Raw genomic sequence first — 16,334 nt, 5'->3', positions numbered from 1 at the left:
CAGCCTGAAGGGCAGCGGCTGGAGGGTCGGGCCCGTATGCGGGCGCTTGTCTGGTCCGACCAGCTGTGGGCGGCGGACGGGACGTATGTCCGCACGTGGTCGGGGTGGGCATACGTGGCCCTCGCCCTGGACGTGTTCTCGCGGATGATCATCGGCTGGCAGGTCGCGAACCGCACGCGGACCGAACTCCCGTTGGAAGCACCGGATATGGCGCTATGGAGACGGAGGATCAAGAAGGACTCCGGCCGCATTCATCGCAGCGACCCCGGGCCGCAATGCGTGTACATGCGGTACGCCAACCGGCTCGCCGAGATCGGCACTGCCGCGTCGGTCGGCTCCGGCGTGGACAGCTATGGCAACGCGATGGCCGAGGCCCTGAACGGCACCCCAGCGATCACGTTCGGAATGCGGGCGGCTTCTCGCACCATGACAGGTGCGGATGCCGCGGGCACGCCACCAGCACCCCGCCGCCGTCAGCAGCCGGGCACACAGCCAACCGCAGTCGTCTCCTCGTTGGCTGCCGGGACCGACCCGTCTCGTCGAACCTGACTTGCCCGTGGTGTGGTGCTGGTCAGGCTTCCTGACCGGTGGCGGCGAGGACGATCTCGCGGATGGTGACGCTCGACGGCTGGTGGTAGGCGTAGGCGATGGCTTCCGCCACGGCCTGGGGATCCAGGGCGCCGCCGGCGGACTTCTTCCACACCTCGTAGTCCTGCTTGATCTGCTCATCGCTGGTGTGGGACAGCAACTCGGTTTCCACGGCACCGGGGGCGATGGTCACCACGCGCACGCCGGAGGAGGCGACCTCCTTGCGCAGGTTCTCCGACATCGCGTGAACGGCGAACTTCGTGCCCACGTAGGCGGTGTGGTTGGGGAAGGTCTTGCGTCCGGCGACGGAGCTGACGTTGATGATCGTGCCGGCGCCGCGGGCGAGCATGCCGGGGAGGACGGCGCGAGTGCCGTAGAGCACGCCCTTGATGTTCAGGTCGATCATCCGGTCCCACTCCTCGGGGCTCTGGTCCTCAACGCGACCCAGGAGCATCGCCCCCGCGTTGTTGACGATCGCGTCCGCCGGCCCGAACCGCTCCTCCGCCTCGCGCACGGCGACGTGGAGCGCGTCCCGGTCGGTGACGTCGACCTTGCGGCACAGGGTCTCGGGCAGGCCGAGCTCCTGGAGCTTGTCCAGCCGCCGGGCGAGCAACAGGAGGTGGTGCCCCTGGGCGGACAGGAGGCGGGCGGTGGCCGCGCCGATGCCGGAGCTGGCGCCGGTGATGACGATCAGGGGCTTGGACAAGGTGATCCCTCTTCAGGCAAGTACGAATGGTTGTGCCGCAATCCAGGAGACCACCGCGGAGAGCGCGCCGCGCACGGCCAGCAGGGGCAGGGTGTACAGGGGGTTCGCCAGACCCCCCTTCCGCCGTGCAGCAGCGGCGCAGGCTGTCCTAGCCTGAGGGAATGAGCCAGTCAGCGGGGCGTGAGCCCAACCTTGAGCTGCGCGATTTCCTGCGCTCGCGTCGGGCCCGGACCAGTCCCCGCGAGGTCGGCTTGCTCCCGGACACCAGCCGCCGCCGCGTACCAGGGCTGCGGCGCGAAGAGGTGGCACAGCTGGCCGGGATCAGCGTCGACTACTACATCCGGCTGGAACGCGGGCGCAACCCGAACGTCTCCGCGCAGGTGTTGGAGGCCGTGGCCCGCGTGCTACGCCTGGATGCGGCCGAGCGTGCCCACCTGTTCGACCTGGCGCGCCCCAGGCCGGGCTCAACCCGGCGCCGCACGATGGAGCCGCAGCGGGTGCGGCCCGGACTGCTCAGGTTGCTTGACTCTCTGACCGACACTCCCGCGATGATCATGGGGCATCGGCTGGACGTGCTGGCCGCCAACTCCCTGGCCAAGGCGCTGTACACCGACTTCGATGCCCTGCCGCACCGCGACCGCAACCTCGCCCGGTTCATCTTCCTCGACCCCGCCGCCCGCGAGCTGCTCGCAGAGTGGTCCACGGCGGCCCGCGGCGCGGTGGCGGTTCTGCACCTGTACGCCGGGCGCCACCGGCACGACCCCCGCCTGACCGAACTGGTCGGCGAACTCTCCGTGCACGACGAGGACTTCCGCCGGTGGTGGGCCGACCACGACGTTCTCCAATACACCCACGGCACCAAGCACTACCACCACCCCCTCGTCGGCGAACTGGCCCTCGACTACGAGTCCCTTCCCCTCCCCGACGACCCGGACCAAGCCCTCTACCTCTACACCGCCGAACCCTGCAGCCCCTCCGCCGACGCACTGCGCCTGCTGAGCAGCTGGTCGGCGCCGGACCTCACGGCCGGCAACGCCGCGAGCGAAAGCACGACATGACGATGCCGGGCGCGTAGACGCCTCGCCCTTTACGCATCCACCCGGTCACAGCAGCCTCGCCGTTGACCAGACTCGGCCGCCTCGCCGAGCAGCCGGCGCGATGCTCACAGGCGCTGGCGGGCAGGCGGAGCGGAGGGTGTCGAGGTGCGGTGCGGTGAGCTCGATCAGGGTGTTTCTCTTCGGGGTGGTCAGCGGATCCAGGTGTTGGTGAGGTTCTGGACGGCGGAGCCGTCGAGGTCGGCGAGTGTGGTGGCGACGAAGTCGCGGGCCCACTGCGAGGTCTGGATGCGGAAGGCGGGGCGGTCGCAGGTCAGGGCGTCGATGATCGGGGCGGCGGCCTCGGTGGGGGTCTGGGCGCCTGCGAAGGCGCCCCGGGTGCGGGCGACGTACGCGTCGAGAGCCGGGGCGTAGGGTCCGGCCGCATCCAGCAGGGCGGGGATGTCGAGGCTCTGGTTGGCGACGAACTCGCTTGCCACTGCGCCGGGTTCGATCACGGTGACGTCGACGCCGACGGTGGCGGCGAGGGGCGCGAGGGACTCCATGAAGCCCTCGACAGCGAACTTGGCCGCGCAGTACGCCTCGTTGAAGGGCTGACCGACCACGCCGCCGACGCTGGTGACGGTGATCACCCGCCCCCGGGAGGCGCGCAGGTGCGGCAGCGCGGCGCGGGTGGTGGCCACCACACCGAAGAAGTTGACCTCCATGGCGGCGCGGACGTCCTCGACACTCATCATTTCGATGGTGCCGATCTTCGCGGCGCCGGCGTTGTTGACCAGGGCGTCGAGGCGACCGTGCTCGGCGATCACCTCGTCCACGCAGGCGGCGATGCTCTCGGGGTCGACCACGTCCAAGCGCTTGACCTGGATGCGGTCGGCGACCCCGTGCTCGGCGGCAGCCTGGAGCAGGGCCTCGGCCTTGCCGGTGTTGCGCATCGTGGCGATGGTGGTCCACCCGGCCCGGGCGGCGGCGACGGCGGCCGCCAAGCCGATGCCGGAGGAGGTGCCGGTGATGAGGACGGTCTTCGGGGAGGTCATTGCGGAGGCTCCTCAGGTTTGGTGCACATGCACGGACCAATAAACGGGGAACTCCCCGGTTGTCGTCTGGACGGTAACCGGGGAGTTCCCCGGTTGTCCAGCTAGAGTGGTCTCCTGACGAAGGGAGCTTCCTTGACCACTGAGCCGAGCCCGTTGCGCGCTGATGCCCGCCGCAACCGGGAGCGCATCCTCGAAGCGGCCGTGCGCGCCTTCTCCGACAAGGGCGCGGACGTCCCGATCGACACGATCGCCAAGGCCGCGGGCGTCGGCTCGGCCACGCTCTACCGCCACTTCCCCACGCGCGAGGCGCTCATCGAGGCGGCCTACCGCAACGAGCTGGCTCGCGTCTGCGACAGCGCCGCCGAGTTGCTGACCGACTTCCCGCCGGACCGGGCGATGCGCCTGTGGATGGACAGGTTCATCGGCTACTTGGCCGCCAAGCACGGTATGGCCGACGCCCTGCGGGCCGCGGTCGCCTCCGGCGCGGACCCCTTCGCCGAAACCCTCGACAAACTCGGCGCCGCAGTTGACACCCTGCTGCGTGCCGGAGCCGAAGCCGGCCTCCTGCGCTCGGACATCGACCCTCTCGACGTCGGCTTCAGCCTTGCCGGCATCGCACTGACCACCGGCACCCCCGCCCAACGCGACCGAGCCGACCGGCTCCTCGACCTACTCCTCGACGGGCTCCGCTACCAAGCGGACCGGTAACCCACCCGCAGGCCCCCGGCGCGGGGGCGCTGCCCCAGAGCGAGCACTGCACGGGGGTAGGCAGCAGCCCCGGCATCCCACTTCCTGTCCGGGGCCGGTGCGTGTGGCAGCGCCGCCATCGAAGTATCCCTGACTAGGCGTCATCTATTGTTTTACAGACCCTAGTTGGGAATTCTGCTGCGCATTACGTCGGGGCGTGCGAGGTGGACATGTCGGGGGCCGGCGGATGCGAGGTGACGTTGGAGGGTCACGTCTCCCGGTGCTCGCTCAGAACAGTGCCAGGCCCTCGCCGCTGGTGTCCGCGATGACTGGGCGGGGCTGGGCGGGGAGGTCGTCCAGGCGGTCGGGGCCGGCTGCGGCGGCCACGGCGGGGGCCGTCTCGGTCAACCAGAGGTGAAACCGCTCGGCGGCTTCGCGGTAGGGGACTTGTGCCAGGACGCGGTGTTCGCCGGAGGGGCAGAAGTCGACGGCGATGGTGAGCAGGCAGGAACGAGGTGCCTGCTGGCTGCCTGTCCAGGACGCGCGGAGGACACCGCAGGGCTTGCGCCCGCCGGGGGCGCGGTGGGTCGGGCGTAGTGATTGGCAGGCTATGTGGGCGGTCCATGCGGCGAGGTGGGGAAGGGGCAGGGTGGTGCGTGCGCGGCAGCCTGGGCAACGGTGCCAGTGGCGGAGCCAGTTCTCGGTGTCGGTGTCGAAGAGGCGCCGGTAGCGGTTGGCCACGCGGATGTCGTTGTCGTACAGGTGGTCGGGGCGTTCTTGGGTGTTGCAGGACTGGCAGAGGGGGGCGCGGACGTAGCCGTGTTCGTGGCAGTGGTCGAGGACGGTGGCGGGCGCGGTGTGGCAGACGGCGCAGGCCCACTCGGCCACCCTGCGGGAGGTACTGGGCTTCTTGCTGAGCACCGAGTACAACTGGCCTTTCAGCTCTGCGTTGTACGGGCGCAGTGCGGTGGTGGGGCTCTTGGAGTTCGTCGTCTGCGGACCGTCGGTGACTGGGGCCTGCCGGGTGGGGGAGGGCGGCTCGGTGACGGGTGCGCTTGCCTGGCGGGTCCGCGCGGCGTGCAGCCACTGCGTCTCGGCGTGCTCGGCCGCGTCGAGCAGCCTGACCACGGCGCGCGGCAGCCACCACGTTCGCTGCGATCCGTCGCGGGTCTGCTCCACGAGGATCTGTCGCCAGTCGACCCCCGCCAGATGGCACGGCCGGCCGACGTCAGGTCGTGCTGCCCGCTCGGAGCCGCCCAGTTCCTGCAGTTCCCGCGTGATGCGCTGACGCCAGCGCAACGGCGTTTCCACGTTGCGCTCCTGCCGCGGTGCCCCACGAAACGGACCGATGCGGACCAGGTCGTGGCGGTCCATCCGCACCGCGTTGAGTTCCGCGGCCGCCCGGCGCACCTCGGTCTCCGGAACGCTCCACTGGCCGGCGCTCGTCAGCACTGTCGCCACCACATGGCTGCCGAGCAGGACGTACCCCAGCCGAGCCTGGGTAGGAGAGCGGGTGAGTGCCCCGGAAGTCGTCGGCACAGCGCTGTTGGCCGTCAACTCAACCCACAATGCGTCCGCGTTGCGCACGGTGAGCAGGCCGTCCGTGCGACCGGGCATGACACGCTCTGACATACCGACAGGCTAGCGGTTCGCAACGCGGCAACGGGTCTCCGAGCACCTCGGACAGAGGGGCCGCCGCCCACGCCGCATCTGCCGCTCGCAACTCCCCAGAAGCCATTGCCTGATCGGATGTGATCGCCGAGTTTCCGTTACTCAGGCATCAGGGATCGTTCCGACGCCGTTGCGGGAGGGTTCGGTCGATCAGTTCGTTCTCGGTGATGCGGAGATGACCGGTGACGTCGGTGAGGGGACTGCTGGAAGAGCGGGAGATGGTTGCCCGGGCGCGGGCGGCGGAGCTTCGTGCGGAAGCTGAACGGGTTCTTGCCGAACTCAGTGAGACAGAGGGGGTGTTGGAGCGTCGGGAGATCGCCCGGACTGGGCTTGTCGAGGCCCTGGCCGCTCCGACCGCGGTGACGGATGTGCCGGTGGACGAGCCGCGACAGGTGGCGGTCACGGTGTCCGCGGGGGCAAAGACGGTCCCGGTCGCAGGCTCGATCGTGCCGCGATGGCGCCAGGGGGTGGCGGCGGAGGCGCTCGCGGCCGCCGCACTCTGTCCGAACGGTCGGCCGCGTTCCCGAACCGGCGCGGGCGGCAATCGCGCGACGACACACGGGAGTTGGACGGAAGAAGGACCGTCACGCAAGACTGGGACAACAGGGCCTCCTCGGTGCTCGTGCGTCGCAACCCCGAGCTGCCAAGGGGCCCTGCGCTCGTCCTCATGCGTGTGCTCGGTCAAGATCACCCGACCAGGGATCCTGGTCGATCAGAACCAGGCACGCCCGCAGGCGCGTGCTGTCGACTGGTGTGTGGCCGACCTGCACCCGGGACTGGCGCGGCGGATCTGGTTGGACGAGGTCGGCAAGGCATCCAACCGCACATCGCGCCAAGCTCGCCGAACCGGTGGCCGAATGACCGCCCGTCACGGCGCGATGATCACCTCGTACCACTCCATCTCAAGGATGCGGTCCGCGACGACGGCCCGGCCGAGTTCACCCCCCGCCCCCGTGTTCTCGGGCTTGGGCACATGAGCCCGGATACAGGGCGCGAAATCGCCGTGCGGACTGTCCCGAACGACGTCGACGTGCCACACCCCGCCGGTCTTCCTGGGGATGATCTCCGTACACTCGGAGCCGTTCGTGCCACCCTGCACGGAGCTGGCGAAGGGAAACTCGTCGCAGGAGTCGTCCTGGACGCTGGGGTCCTGCTTGAACGGGTCCGGGGCCGCCGTGCACGACTGGTAGCGCTTCTTGGCCGCCGCCTTCTTCCCACCGGCATTACGCTGCAGCGGCTTTGTCTTGGTGCCGAAGTTACCGCCCTTGAGGTTGCTCTGCGCCCCCCCGTAGGCGACGGCGGCGGCCCCGTAGGCGGATTCGCGGATGGTCACGTTGGCCATGTGCCCCATCACGATGCAGCCGGGGTTGCTGCCGACCTGTGCGTCGCAGCGCAGGTCGTGGCCGTTCCAGGTCACCGGGTTCGCAGGGCTGCCGCCCACGTCGAGGATCTCCCCGAACGATGTGTAGGTGGGGGAGATGAACGAGTAATTGCCCTTGGTGACAGTGGAGGTGAAGGAGAGGTTCCCGGTTTTCTCGTCGCCCAGCGCCAGTTCGACGGGCGCGCCGCCCCAGGCCGGTGCGTCCACGGTGCACAGGCCGCTGCAGGTGGCGGACAGGTCCATCGACACGGTCTTCGCGTCGCCCTCCATCTCGGTGGCCTTGACGGCGATGTTCTCCGTCCACTTCCCGCTGGAGGAGCTCAGGCGAGCGAAGCTCACGGCCTCGACGACGGCGCGACCTAACTCCTTGCCCTTGGTGTCGAAGGCCGAGTTCGTGAACTTCTCGCCCCAGCAGTAGTTGTGCCGGTCGGAGTTCCGGCCGTTGGCGCACGCACCATCCGAGCCGCCGCGCAGGCCGCGTGCGGTGACAGCGACAGGGGTGGCGACGGGCACCGCCTTGATACAGGTCCAGCCGGTGCCCCGGCGGTGCGCCGGGAAGTCCGGGGCGGTGGCCTTGCACGTGCCGTGGCCCTTGGGGGGCGTCGCCCGGCTCCCGACGGGTGCGGCGGCCGCCGGTGAGGCGCCCAGGGCGAGCAGTGCCGCGGTGACGGCGAGTGCGGCTACGGCCGCGAGTATGCGTCTGACGCGTTTCAAAGGATGGTTCTCCTCAGTCGGTGATGTACGGGTCCACCTGGGATCGAACCGGCCCGACGCCTGCGCGCACAGGGGCGGAATAAGCCCCTCTATTACCATTTTTGGCCAGTTCCGGGCTTACACCACCACCCCCGTTGGCCGCTACATTCACCCCCTGTCAGCCCAGCAACCACCAGGGGGAAAGGGCAACAATGCGCCCCAGAAGACCAGTTGGCCGCATAGGCAGAACGCTCATGGCCGCCACCGCCTCGGCAGCCTGCGTGTTCACCGCGGCGGGCCTCGCGGCCTCGCCGGCCGCCGCCGCACCCGCCACGACGGCCGCCGCCGCGGGGGACGGGCCCGAGGCCGGTCAGTCCTGTACCGCGGCCGACCTCGGCACGCGCCACCCGTACATCAAGACCTCCGAGGTGTCCCCGACGATCACCCACTTCAAGGGCTGGTACGTCACCGAGGGCACCACCGGCACACATACGGTCAACACCAACACCCAGACCACCATCTCGGTCTCCGTCGGCCTCACCGGCAACGTCGAGGGCAGCTTCGCCGTCGAGACCCTCGGCAAAGTCGGCGCGAGCCTGGGCCTGAACGTGCAGGTCAACTACACCTCCACCAGCAGCGTTTCGGACTCCGTCACCTGGAGCTTCCGCCAGCCCGGCTACTACGGCCTCTACAAGGGCACCAAGAAGGTCACCGGCACCTACGGCAGCCTCAACTGCAACCGCGTCCAGCAGGACGACGGCTCCTGGGCCCTGAAGTGGATCAAGAGCGCCGACACCGGCAGCTACACCACGTACACCACCCTTGAGGAAGGCGCGGTGCGCTGCGAGGACAAGGTCCCCGCAAACAGCATCATGGCCAAGGCGCAAGGTCTCCTGGACTGCGGCTCGCCCGCCGCGAAGGCCGAGCACCCGGCGGGTGCGGTGGCGCCGACGGCGAAGCAGATGCGTGACCGCCTCGTGCAGCGCCCGGCTCACACCAGCGGCATGTCTGCCGAACAACCCAAGGCCACCGGGCGTAGCGCGCGGGCCGCCGCTCTCAACTGCGAGCCTGGCGCCTACAAGATCGCCGTACCCGGCAAGCCCCTGTCCTGGGGCGCGCCGCTCCTGGCGGCCGACGGTGTCCGCCTGCGGCCCTCGACGATCTTCAGCGCCCACCTGGACAACTGGCGGCTGTGCAACGTGACGGAGAACAACGGGGTCCTTGAGGCGTCCCTGTGGAACTGGGGCAACGGCGGGTGCGCGACCATCGCCGAGCAGAACGCGGCCAACGAACAGGCGGTCCTGCAGACGGCCCCCTGCACGGAGGACGACCTCCAGCGGTTCTCCATCTACCGCGACGTACCCGGCAGCGCGAAGATCGGTGTGCAGAACAAGTACACCGGCTCCATGATCGGCTACGACCGCTACGCCGACGGCGAGTTCCTGCGCCAGTACTCCAGCGGCAGGCAGGACGGCTCCGGCACGTTCGACCTCCTGAAGGTCTGACCAACAGCAACCCCGGGCAGGGCCGAGCCCGTTGCCTCGCCCGGGGTCTTGGCGCGCGGGACCGCCGTGCCGAGCCGGCACCCCGGCCGCCTGCGGGGTCCTGGGCGGAGCGAGAGCCCAAAGCCCCAGAGAAGTCCCGGAGCTGCCGCCGCATCCCCGCCAGATCCGCGCTTGCGCCTGGCAGTCAGTGAGTCGCACTCAGGGTGCGGCGGCGTCTGGCGTTCAGTTGTTGCGGATCTGCTCGAACAGCAACTCGTAGCCGTCGGGGTCCAGGCCCATGAAGATGCGTCCCCACGGGGCGTCCGCCGGTTCCAGCGTTACCGGGAGCCGCTCAACGCGCCAGAGGTTGTGGATGGTGTGGAGGTTCTTGGTGGGCACGGTCAGGACGAAGCCGTTGCCGAGCGGACCCGTTCTGGCCGCTTGCTCGCGAACGGCGTTGTGGTTGCCGTGGTCGAACATGCCGGACAGGATCAACCAGGTGTGGCCGAAGGTCAGGTAGCGGATGCCTGGGTAGGTGGTGTTGGGGATTTGCTTGAAGCCGAGTTTGCGGTACAGCAGGCAGGACGCGTCCAGGTCCTGCACGCGCAATCCCACCTTGAGTCGCCGCGTTCCACGCATGCCGTCCGATGCTAGGGGCCCTTCGGTGCCGTGGTCACGTGGCGGGGTGCAGGATGGCGGTGCGATGTGGTGCGAGGAGATCGTCCCAACGGTTGGCGGGCTGGCGGGCGTTGGTGGGGGCGCGGGTGGTCGTCCTCCAGTTCGCCGGCGAGTCGCGGCGGTGCGAGATTGACGTTCCTTCCTTGACCTTCCTTCCTTGACCTTCGTTCCGGGTTCGGGTTCGGCGGATGCCGGGGTGCCGTGCTGCCGAGCCATCAGGGCGGCGGCCGCGGAGCGTGTTCACCGCCATGCCGCCCACGCCCTTACCGCGAACCGGTCGCCGGCGCGCCGTACTTCGGCCGCGCCCGGTCCGGGGAAGTGGGCGGGGAGCAGGAGGGCGCCGCGGTCGGCGGCCTCGCCCAGCACGCGGCGTCGGCTGCTGCGTGCGTGTGGTTCGTCCTCGTCGAAGCCGGGGCAGTCGTCCGGCTCGACGATCTGCAGGGGGCTGTGCAGCAGGTCCCCGGCGAACACCGCCTGGTGAGTGCCGGACCGTAGCCAGACGACGGCGGAACCGGGTGTGTGGCCGGGGGCGGGCTCGATGCGGAGTTGGGCGTCGACGTCGTGATGGTCGCCCTCCCACAGCAGGGTCTGCCCGGCCTGGTGAACGGGCGTGATGCTGTCCTCGAAGACGTTGGCCATTTGGGCACCGGCGCGGGTGCGGTGTCCGTTGGCGGGGTTGAAGTAGTCGAAGTCGGCCCGTGGGATCAGGTATTGGGCGTGGGGGAAGGTCGGTCGCCACTGTCCGCCATCCGTCAGATGGGTGTTCCAGCCGACGTGGTCGACGTGGATATGGGTGCAGATCACCGTGTCCACGTCCTGCGGGCGGACGCCCGCCGCGGTCAGCCTCGTGAGGTAGTCGGTGTTGAGGCGGTGGAAGTTCGGCATGGCCGGGCGCTCCCGGTCGTTGCCGACGCCGGTGTCGATCAGGATCGTCCGGCCTCCGCTGCGGACCAACCAGGTCTGGATCAGCAAGCGGACCTCGTCGGCGGCCGGATCAAGGAAGGTGGGGGCGAGCCAGCTCTCGTTCGCCCGCCAGTGTTCGCGGGGCACGTCGGGAAAGACGTAGCCGCGGGCGCGGCCTCTGGCGGGCAGCTCCGGCACGCGGGTGATCTCCACGTCCCCGAGCGTGAGGGTGTCCATGTGTCCAGCCTGCGCGCGGGGCGGGGCGGGCGCTAACGCTGAGGCGGCCGTAGCGGAGGAGGGGAGCCGGGGGCGTTCGCTGCCGCGAGTGCAAAGTCGTTCACTGGATGTTGCTGGTGCCGGATGGCCTGTGCTCGGCTCTACCGCTCGGGTGCATGAGGTGCCCCCATTGATCGCCAGGTTAGGGGAGTGTTTGGGGAGGGCTAGGGGTGGAGGGGGATTCTGATCGGACATTGAATGAGCGGCATGTAGAGAGTGTGTGATCGGAGGGCGCGAAGGCGTTCGCGAGAGCGTTGCAGGGGTTACCGAAAATGGCTGAGCTAACCGCCGCCGTCGTGATCATGGGTGTGGCGCGAGCCGATGCGTCGTCGCGCCTCGGAAGCCGCGGCGCTGCGGGCCGGCATCGAGGACGGCGGATCGACTTCCCGCCGGGCTCCGGAGAGGGCACCGTGCCGATCGGGCGCCCGGTGGACAACGCGCGTGCCGACACCGGGGGCACCGGCCGCTTGGCGCCCTACGGTGAGTTGCGGTTCCTGGGCTGCGCGGACGACCAGGTGAAGATCCGGGGCATGCGCATCGATCTCGGCGAAATCGAGGCCCTGCTGCGGGAGTTCCCGGGTATCACCGAGTGCGCCGTCGTGGTGGACCGCCCCGCCCGACCGTCGCGGTGCTCCGGGCTGCGGTGGCCGGGCCGGAAGGGCGTCTGCCCGGAGGGTGCGCGGCCGCGCGGCCGCGCGGCTGCCGCTGCACGCGCTGCCCACGGTCCACCATCGCTCCGATCGGCTGCCCCCGCCGCCCGGCCAACTCACCGCGCACACAAGGTTTCCTGCGGGTGGCGCAACTGCAAAGCGGCCCCCACCTCACCCGCACCATCACCCACGCGTGACACGCCTCTCTCGGCAGTTGGCCGCTTTGTAACGCGCGCATTTCCGTCGCTTGGCGATCGCTTTTCCGAAACGGGTTGTGCGCATGTGACCAACGCGAGAACCTTAGTCAAGTAGCGGGCCGAAAAGCACTGTTGAGTGGCTTGATAGCGGCCGTGAGATGGGGCATCGCTCTCGCGAGGCATGGCTGATGTCTCAGATAGTCCGTGACTGTAGTGATGACTGTAGGGGTGACTGAAGGGGCGACTAGTGTCACCCCGGATCACCTGGTCGATCTTGAGTGAATCGGGCGAACTGTGGTCCGATGCCGTAATGAGTTGCTCGGTCCCGAACGGAAGTCGCCCGAGCAAGAGCGTTGCACCTGCACACGTCACGACCCCTGGCGGGTCTAAGAGTTCGGGTTCTCACGACAGTGTGGTCCCCCCGGATGCGACTTCCGCACGGAGCACGTCCGAGCCGTACGGGAACTGGGCCATGCCCAACGCAGGAGGCGGAATGTACTTAGTCGAACGGGACGCGCAGTTGAGCGAGCTTGCTGACCGCATGGGAGCGACCTCGGCACGGCGAGGAGAGTTCCTCGCCGTCAGCGCGCCGGTCGGCTGCGGTAAGTCCGCCCTGCTCGAAGCGGCTTCGGCGCACGCCCGGACACAGGGCATACGGGTGCTGTCCGTTGACGGCCCCGAACCCGAAGGACCGGCCGTGGTCGACGTGGTGGGCGCGGTGCGGGACGCGCTGCGCGACACCACGGACACCGAGCCACCGACCACCCCCACCGCCCTCGCCGACCACCTCCTCGCCCTGGCCTCCGCCGAACCGCTGCTGCTCGTCGTGGACGACGCCCAACTCACCAGCCCGGACTCCACCAAGCTCCTGCGCGAACTGGCCCGACGCCTCGACTCCGCGCCGCTGCACGTGCTGGTCTCCGACTTCCGACGGGCCGCCGACTCCCACGACTCCCGGCACGGCGTCGCCCTCTTCCCCCGCTCCCGCCGGCGCTCGTTCACCCTCGGCCCGCTGACCCGCGGGGGAGTGGCCGCACTGCTCCGCAACCGGCTCGACCGCGAACCCCCGGTCGTCCTGGTCGACGAACTGCTGGCCGTGACGGGCGGAAACCCGCTGCTCCTCCAGGCCCTGCTGGACGACGCCGTGGCCGCGGGCGAAGAGGACCGGGACGAACCGGTCTACGGCCCCTCCTTCGCGGCAACCGTCCTGACCCGCCTGCGCCCCGCCGACTGCCCGACCACCGCCGACGTCGTGGAAGCCGTGGCCGTCCTGGGCCCGTTCTGCAACCGGGAACGACTCGCCCGCGTCGTCGAGTTGGCACCCCGCGAACTGCACCGCGCACTGGACGGACTGACCGGCAGCGGCGTGCTGTCACCGGGACTGGTGCTGCACCCCCGCGTCCGCGACGTGCTGACCGGCGCCATGGACCACGAGGCGGCCCGCCGGTTGCGGCTGCGCACCGCCGAGGTGCTCTACGAGGACGGCGCACCGGCCGAGCACATCGCCCAACACCTGCTCGCCGCCGGCACCGCACCGCAGCCCTGGGCGGTGGGCATCCTGGGCGAGGCCGCGGACCACGCGACTCGCCGCCACCATTACCAGCACGCCATCGCCCTGCTCAAACTCGCCTCCGACGGCTGCACCGACAACCTCACCCGCGTCGAGGTCCACGCCAAACTGCTGGACATCACCTGGTGGATGGACCCGGACCTGGTCTCCCGACGCCTGAACTCCCTTGTGGCCAGCGCCCGCGAGGGCAACCTGTCCGGGCGGTGGCTGTCCCGGCTGTCCCGACGCCTGGCCTGGCAGGGCCGCGCCGACGAGGCCGACGAGGTGTTCGCGATGGCCAGGGCCGGCCGCCCCAACGACCCCGAGACCCGCATCGAATTCGCCCTCACCGACTTCTGGCTCCGCCACGTCTTCCCCGGCATGCCGCACGCCGAGTGCTGCGACGGATGCAAGCTGAGCCCGGAGATGATCATCGGCGGATTCCCGTGGCTGCGCAGCGCCAGCGAACTGCCCGGACTGCTCACCGGCGGCGAGCAGGAGCCCGTGACGCGCCGCGCCGAAGAAATACTCCAACGCGCCCGACCCGACCACACCGACCTCGAAGCGGCGCAGGTCGCCCTGTTCTCACTGCTGGCCGCGGAACAACTCGACGCCGACGGACTCCGGTCCGTCCAGGCCGCGGTGGAGGCCGGCGGGGCACCCGTGCCCGCGCGCTGGACCGCGATGCTGTCGGTCGCGCAGGGCGTCGTCGACCTGTGGCGCGGCGACCCCGCCGGCACGGTGCGCTCGGTGGAGTCCGCGCTGGACCTGCTCGACGCCCCGAAGTGGGGCATCCTGCTCGGACTTCCGCGCGGCCTGAAACTCCTGGCCATGACCGAACAGGGCCGGCACCAGGAGGTCGAGGAGGAACTGTCCCAGCCCATGCCGGCGTTCTTCGCGCGCAGCCCCTACGGACTGGTCCACCTGCGCGCCAGGGGCCGGCACCACCTGGCCACCGGTGGCCTGCGGGCCGCCCTCGACGACTTCCGCAGTTGCGGGGACATCCTGCAGTCCTGGAAGACCGAACTGCCGGGCCTGGTGCCCTGGCGCCTGGACCTCGCCGAGACCCTGCTGCGCCTCGGGGAACGCGAGGAGGCAAGGGTCCGGATCGACGAACACCTCGACCTCTTCCCGGCCCCCAACGCCCGCACCCGCGGCATCGCACTCCGCCTGCGGGCCATGGCCTCCCCGATGGGACGGCGCGCGGCGGGACTCCGGGAGTCGGCCGTCGTGCTCGAACGGTCCGGCGACCCGCTCGAACTCGCCCGCACGCTCGGGGCGTTGACGCAGACCTACCAACTCACCGGCGACCTCAACTACGGCCGCAGAACGCTGCGCCGGGCCGAACGGCTCGCCATGGAGTGCGGCGGCGTCCGCGCCCTGGAGGAGATCCGGACCCCCGCCACCCGACAGACCCCGGCCCCCTCGCCCGCCCCCACTATCCGCCCGCCGGCCCCCGCACAGCCCACGCCCCGGACCCCCGTGACGCAGGACAAGAGCGCCGCCACCCAAGCCCCCTGGACCGCCGGGGGACCGGCACTGACCCTCGCCGAGGGAAAGGTCGCCAGCCTGGCGGCCGAGGGGTACACCAACCGAGAGATCGCCGACGCGCTGTACGTCACCGCGAGCACCGTCGAACAACACCTCACGCGGATCTACCGCAAGCTCAAGATCCGCCGCCGCTCCGAACTGGGAGCACGGGTGAACGTCCGTTGACCGCTACCCCCTGACACGTAGCAGTGGCCGCCAGCCCCCGATACCGAGGGCTGGCGGCCACTGCTACGACGTGCGCGGCGGCCTCCCTATTCTCCCGCCGCCAACCGCAGAACGATGGCCGCCCTGCGCAGCCTCGCCATCGGCGCCCTCCGTATCACCGGAGCCCCCAACGTCATCGCCGGTCTACGCCACAACTCCCGTGACCACACCCGCCGTTGACCACGCTCCGACTCACCTGAACGACCTTGACGAAGCCCTGCCGGAACGATGGCGGTGGCCGACCGGCCCGGTTCGCAGCCCGGAATCGTGGTTGCCGACCGGATCGGTTCACTCCGTTACGGCCACGGGCAGGCACTCGGCGAGCAGGGCGACGACGTCGTGCCAGGCTCGCTGCGCGTGCCGTGGGTGGTGGCCGACGCCGGGGAGCACGGTCTGGTCGACCGGCGGGTGGTGAAAGGCGTGCAAGGCACCGCCGTAGACCACGAGGCGCCAGTCGACGCCCGCGGCCTGCAACTCGGCGGTGAACGCCTCCCGTTGGGCGGGCGGCATGATCGGGTCTTCGGAGCCGACCCCGGCCCACACCGGACAGCGAATGCGCGCAGCCTCGCCCGGTCGGCCGGTGGTCACCGCGTTGACCGTCGCGATCGCGCGGAAGTCGACGCCGTCGCGCCCGAGTTCCAGCGCGATCGCGCCCCCGGTGCCGTAGCCGACGGCGGCGATCCGGTGGGGGTCGGTCCGCGGTTCGGCGCGCAACACGTCGAGCGCCGCGTGGCCGATGCCCCGCATCCGGTCGGGGTCGGCGAGCAAGGGGGTGGTGTGCGCCAGCATCTCCTCGGGGTCGGTGAACCAGCGCCCGCCGTTGATGTCGAAGGCCAGCGCCACGTAGCCCAGTTCGGCGAGGGCGTCGGCCCGGCGGCGTTGGAAGTCGTTCAGTCCCGTCCCCTCGGGCCCGACCAGGACTGCGGGCCGGCGGCCGGCACCGGCCGGGAGCGCGAGGTGCCCGATCATCGTGAGGCCGTCGGCCGGGTACTCGACCGTGTGTGTGGTAACCGTCGTCATGCGA

At 70.1% G+C, this 16,334-nt stretch carries 12 protein-coding genes; 5 read left to right on the top strand and 7 right to left on the bottom strand.

Annotated features, from left to right (window positions below):
* The first annotated feature begins 36 nt into the window (after positions 1-36).
* On the top strand, positions 37-549 hold the full coding sequence (locus tag PV796_RS02015; RefSeq protein WP_446750552.1) for a DDE-type integrase/transposase/recombinase: 513 nt from the start codon (positions 37-39) through the stop codon (positions 547-549).
* A gap of 22 nt (positions 550-571) precedes the next feature.
* Here PV796_RS02015 and PV796_RS02010 read toward each other — a convergent pair whose 3' ends face one another.
* Positions 572-1,294 carry an SDR family oxidoreductase gene (locus PV796_RS02010; RefSeq protein WP_274911029.1) on the bottom strand — a complete coding sequence of 241 codons (723 nt, stop codon included), beginning with the start codon at positions 1,292-1,294 and terminating at the stop codon, positions 572-574.
* 161 nt (positions 1,295-1,455) lie between these two features.
* Between PV796_RS02010 and PV796_RS02005 the strand changes: the two genes are divergently transcribed.
* Positions 1,456-2,352: a helix-turn-helix transcriptional regulator gene (locus tag PV796_RS02005; protein WP_274911028.1), complete on the top strand. Its 897-nt coding sequence runs from the start codon at positions 1,456-1,458 to the stop codon at positions 2,350-2,352.
* A 188-nt stretch (positions 2,353-2,540) separates the two neighbouring features.
* Here the strand turns inward: PV796_RS02005 and PV796_RS02000 are convergent, their stop codons facing one another.
* Positions 2,541-3,386 carry an SDR family oxidoreductase gene (locus PV796_RS02000; RefSeq protein WP_274911027.1) on the bottom strand — a complete coding sequence of 282 codons (846 nt, stop codon included), beginning with the start codon at positions 3,384-3,386 and terminating at the stop codon, positions 2,541-2,543.
* A gap of 132 nt (positions 3,387-3,518) precedes the next feature.
* On the opposite strand from PV796_RS02000, the gene PV796_RS01995 reads away from it, so the two are divergent.
* Complete coding sequence (locus tag PV796_RS01995; protein ID WP_274911026.1) at positions 3,519-4,094, top strand: TetR/AcrR family transcriptional regulator; 576 nt, start codon at positions 3,519-3,521, stop codon at positions 4,092-4,094.
* A 267-nt stretch (positions 4,095-4,361) separates the two neighbouring features.
* Here the strand turns inward: PV796_RS01995 and PV796_RS01990 are convergent, their stop codons facing one another.
* Together PV796_RS01990 and PV796_RS01985 are read right to left on the bottom strand one after the other, a co-directional pair.
* Positions 4,362-5,705, bottom strand: a complete 1,344-nt coding sequence (locus tag PV796_RS01990) for an endonuclease domain-containing protein (RefSeq protein ID WP_274911025.1) — start codon at positions 5,703-5,705, stop codon at positions 4,362-4,364.
* 907 nt (positions 5,706-6,612) lie between these two features.
* Entirely contained in the window at positions 6,613-7,839 is a 1,227-nt protein-coding gene (locus PV796_RS01985; RefSeq protein WP_274911023.1) for a NucA/NucB deoxyribonuclease domain-containing protein, read from the bottom strand.
* A 233-nt stretch (positions 7,840-8,072) separates the two neighbouring features.
* Here PV796_RS01985 and PV796_RS01980 point away from each other — a divergent pair, with 233 nt between their 5' ends.
* Positions 8,073-9,323 (top strand): hypothetical protein, encoded by a 1,251-nt coding sequence (locus tag PV796_RS01980; RefSeq protein WP_274911022.1) that lies wholly within the window; start codon positions 8,073-8,075, stop codon positions 9,321-9,323.
* 222 nt (positions 9,324-9,545) lie between these two features.
* On the opposite strand, the gene PV796_RS01975 is transcribed toward PV796_RS01980, so the two are convergent.
* Both PV796_RS01975 and PV796_RS01970 read right to left on the bottom strand, forming a co-directional pair.
* Positions 9,546-9,905, bottom strand: a complete 360-nt coding sequence (locus PV796_RS01975; protein WP_274911021.1) for a VOC family protein — start codon at positions 9,903-9,905, stop codon at positions 9,546-9,548.
* Positions 9,906-10,220: 315 nt separating this feature from the next.
* Positions 10,221-11,120, bottom strand: coding sequence for an MBL fold metallo-hydrolase (locus PV796_RS01970; RefSeq protein ID WP_274911020.1), 900 nt, complete (start codon positions 11,118-11,120; stop codon positions 10,221-10,223).
* Between the two features lie 1,379 nt (positions 11,121-12,499).
* Between PV796_RS01970 and PV796_RS01965 the strand changes: the two genes are divergently transcribed.
* The gene (locus PV796_RS01965; RefSeq protein ID WP_274911019.1) at positions 12,500-15,271 is read left to right on the top strand and encodes a helix-turn-helix transcriptional regulator; all 2,772 of its coding nucleotides are present in this window, start codon (positions 12,500-12,502) and stop codon (positions 15,269-15,271) included.
* A gap of 327 nt (positions 15,272-15,598) precedes the next feature.
* On the opposite strand, the gene PV796_RS01960 is transcribed toward PV796_RS01965, so the two are convergent.
* Entirely contained in the window at positions 15,599-16,330 is a 732-nt protein-coding gene (locus tag PV796_RS01960; protein ID WP_274911018.1) for a dienelactone hydrolase family protein, read from the bottom strand.
* Positions 16,331-16,334: the final 4 nt, after the last annotated feature.

Source organism: Streptomyces sp. WZ-12, assembly GCF_028898845.1.
Lineage (GTDB): Bacteria > Actinomycetota > Actinomycetes > Streptomycetales > Streptomycetaceae > Streptomyces.
Note: the sequence above shows the minus strand (reverse complement) of the source record. Positions and strands in the feature narration are given on the sequence as shown.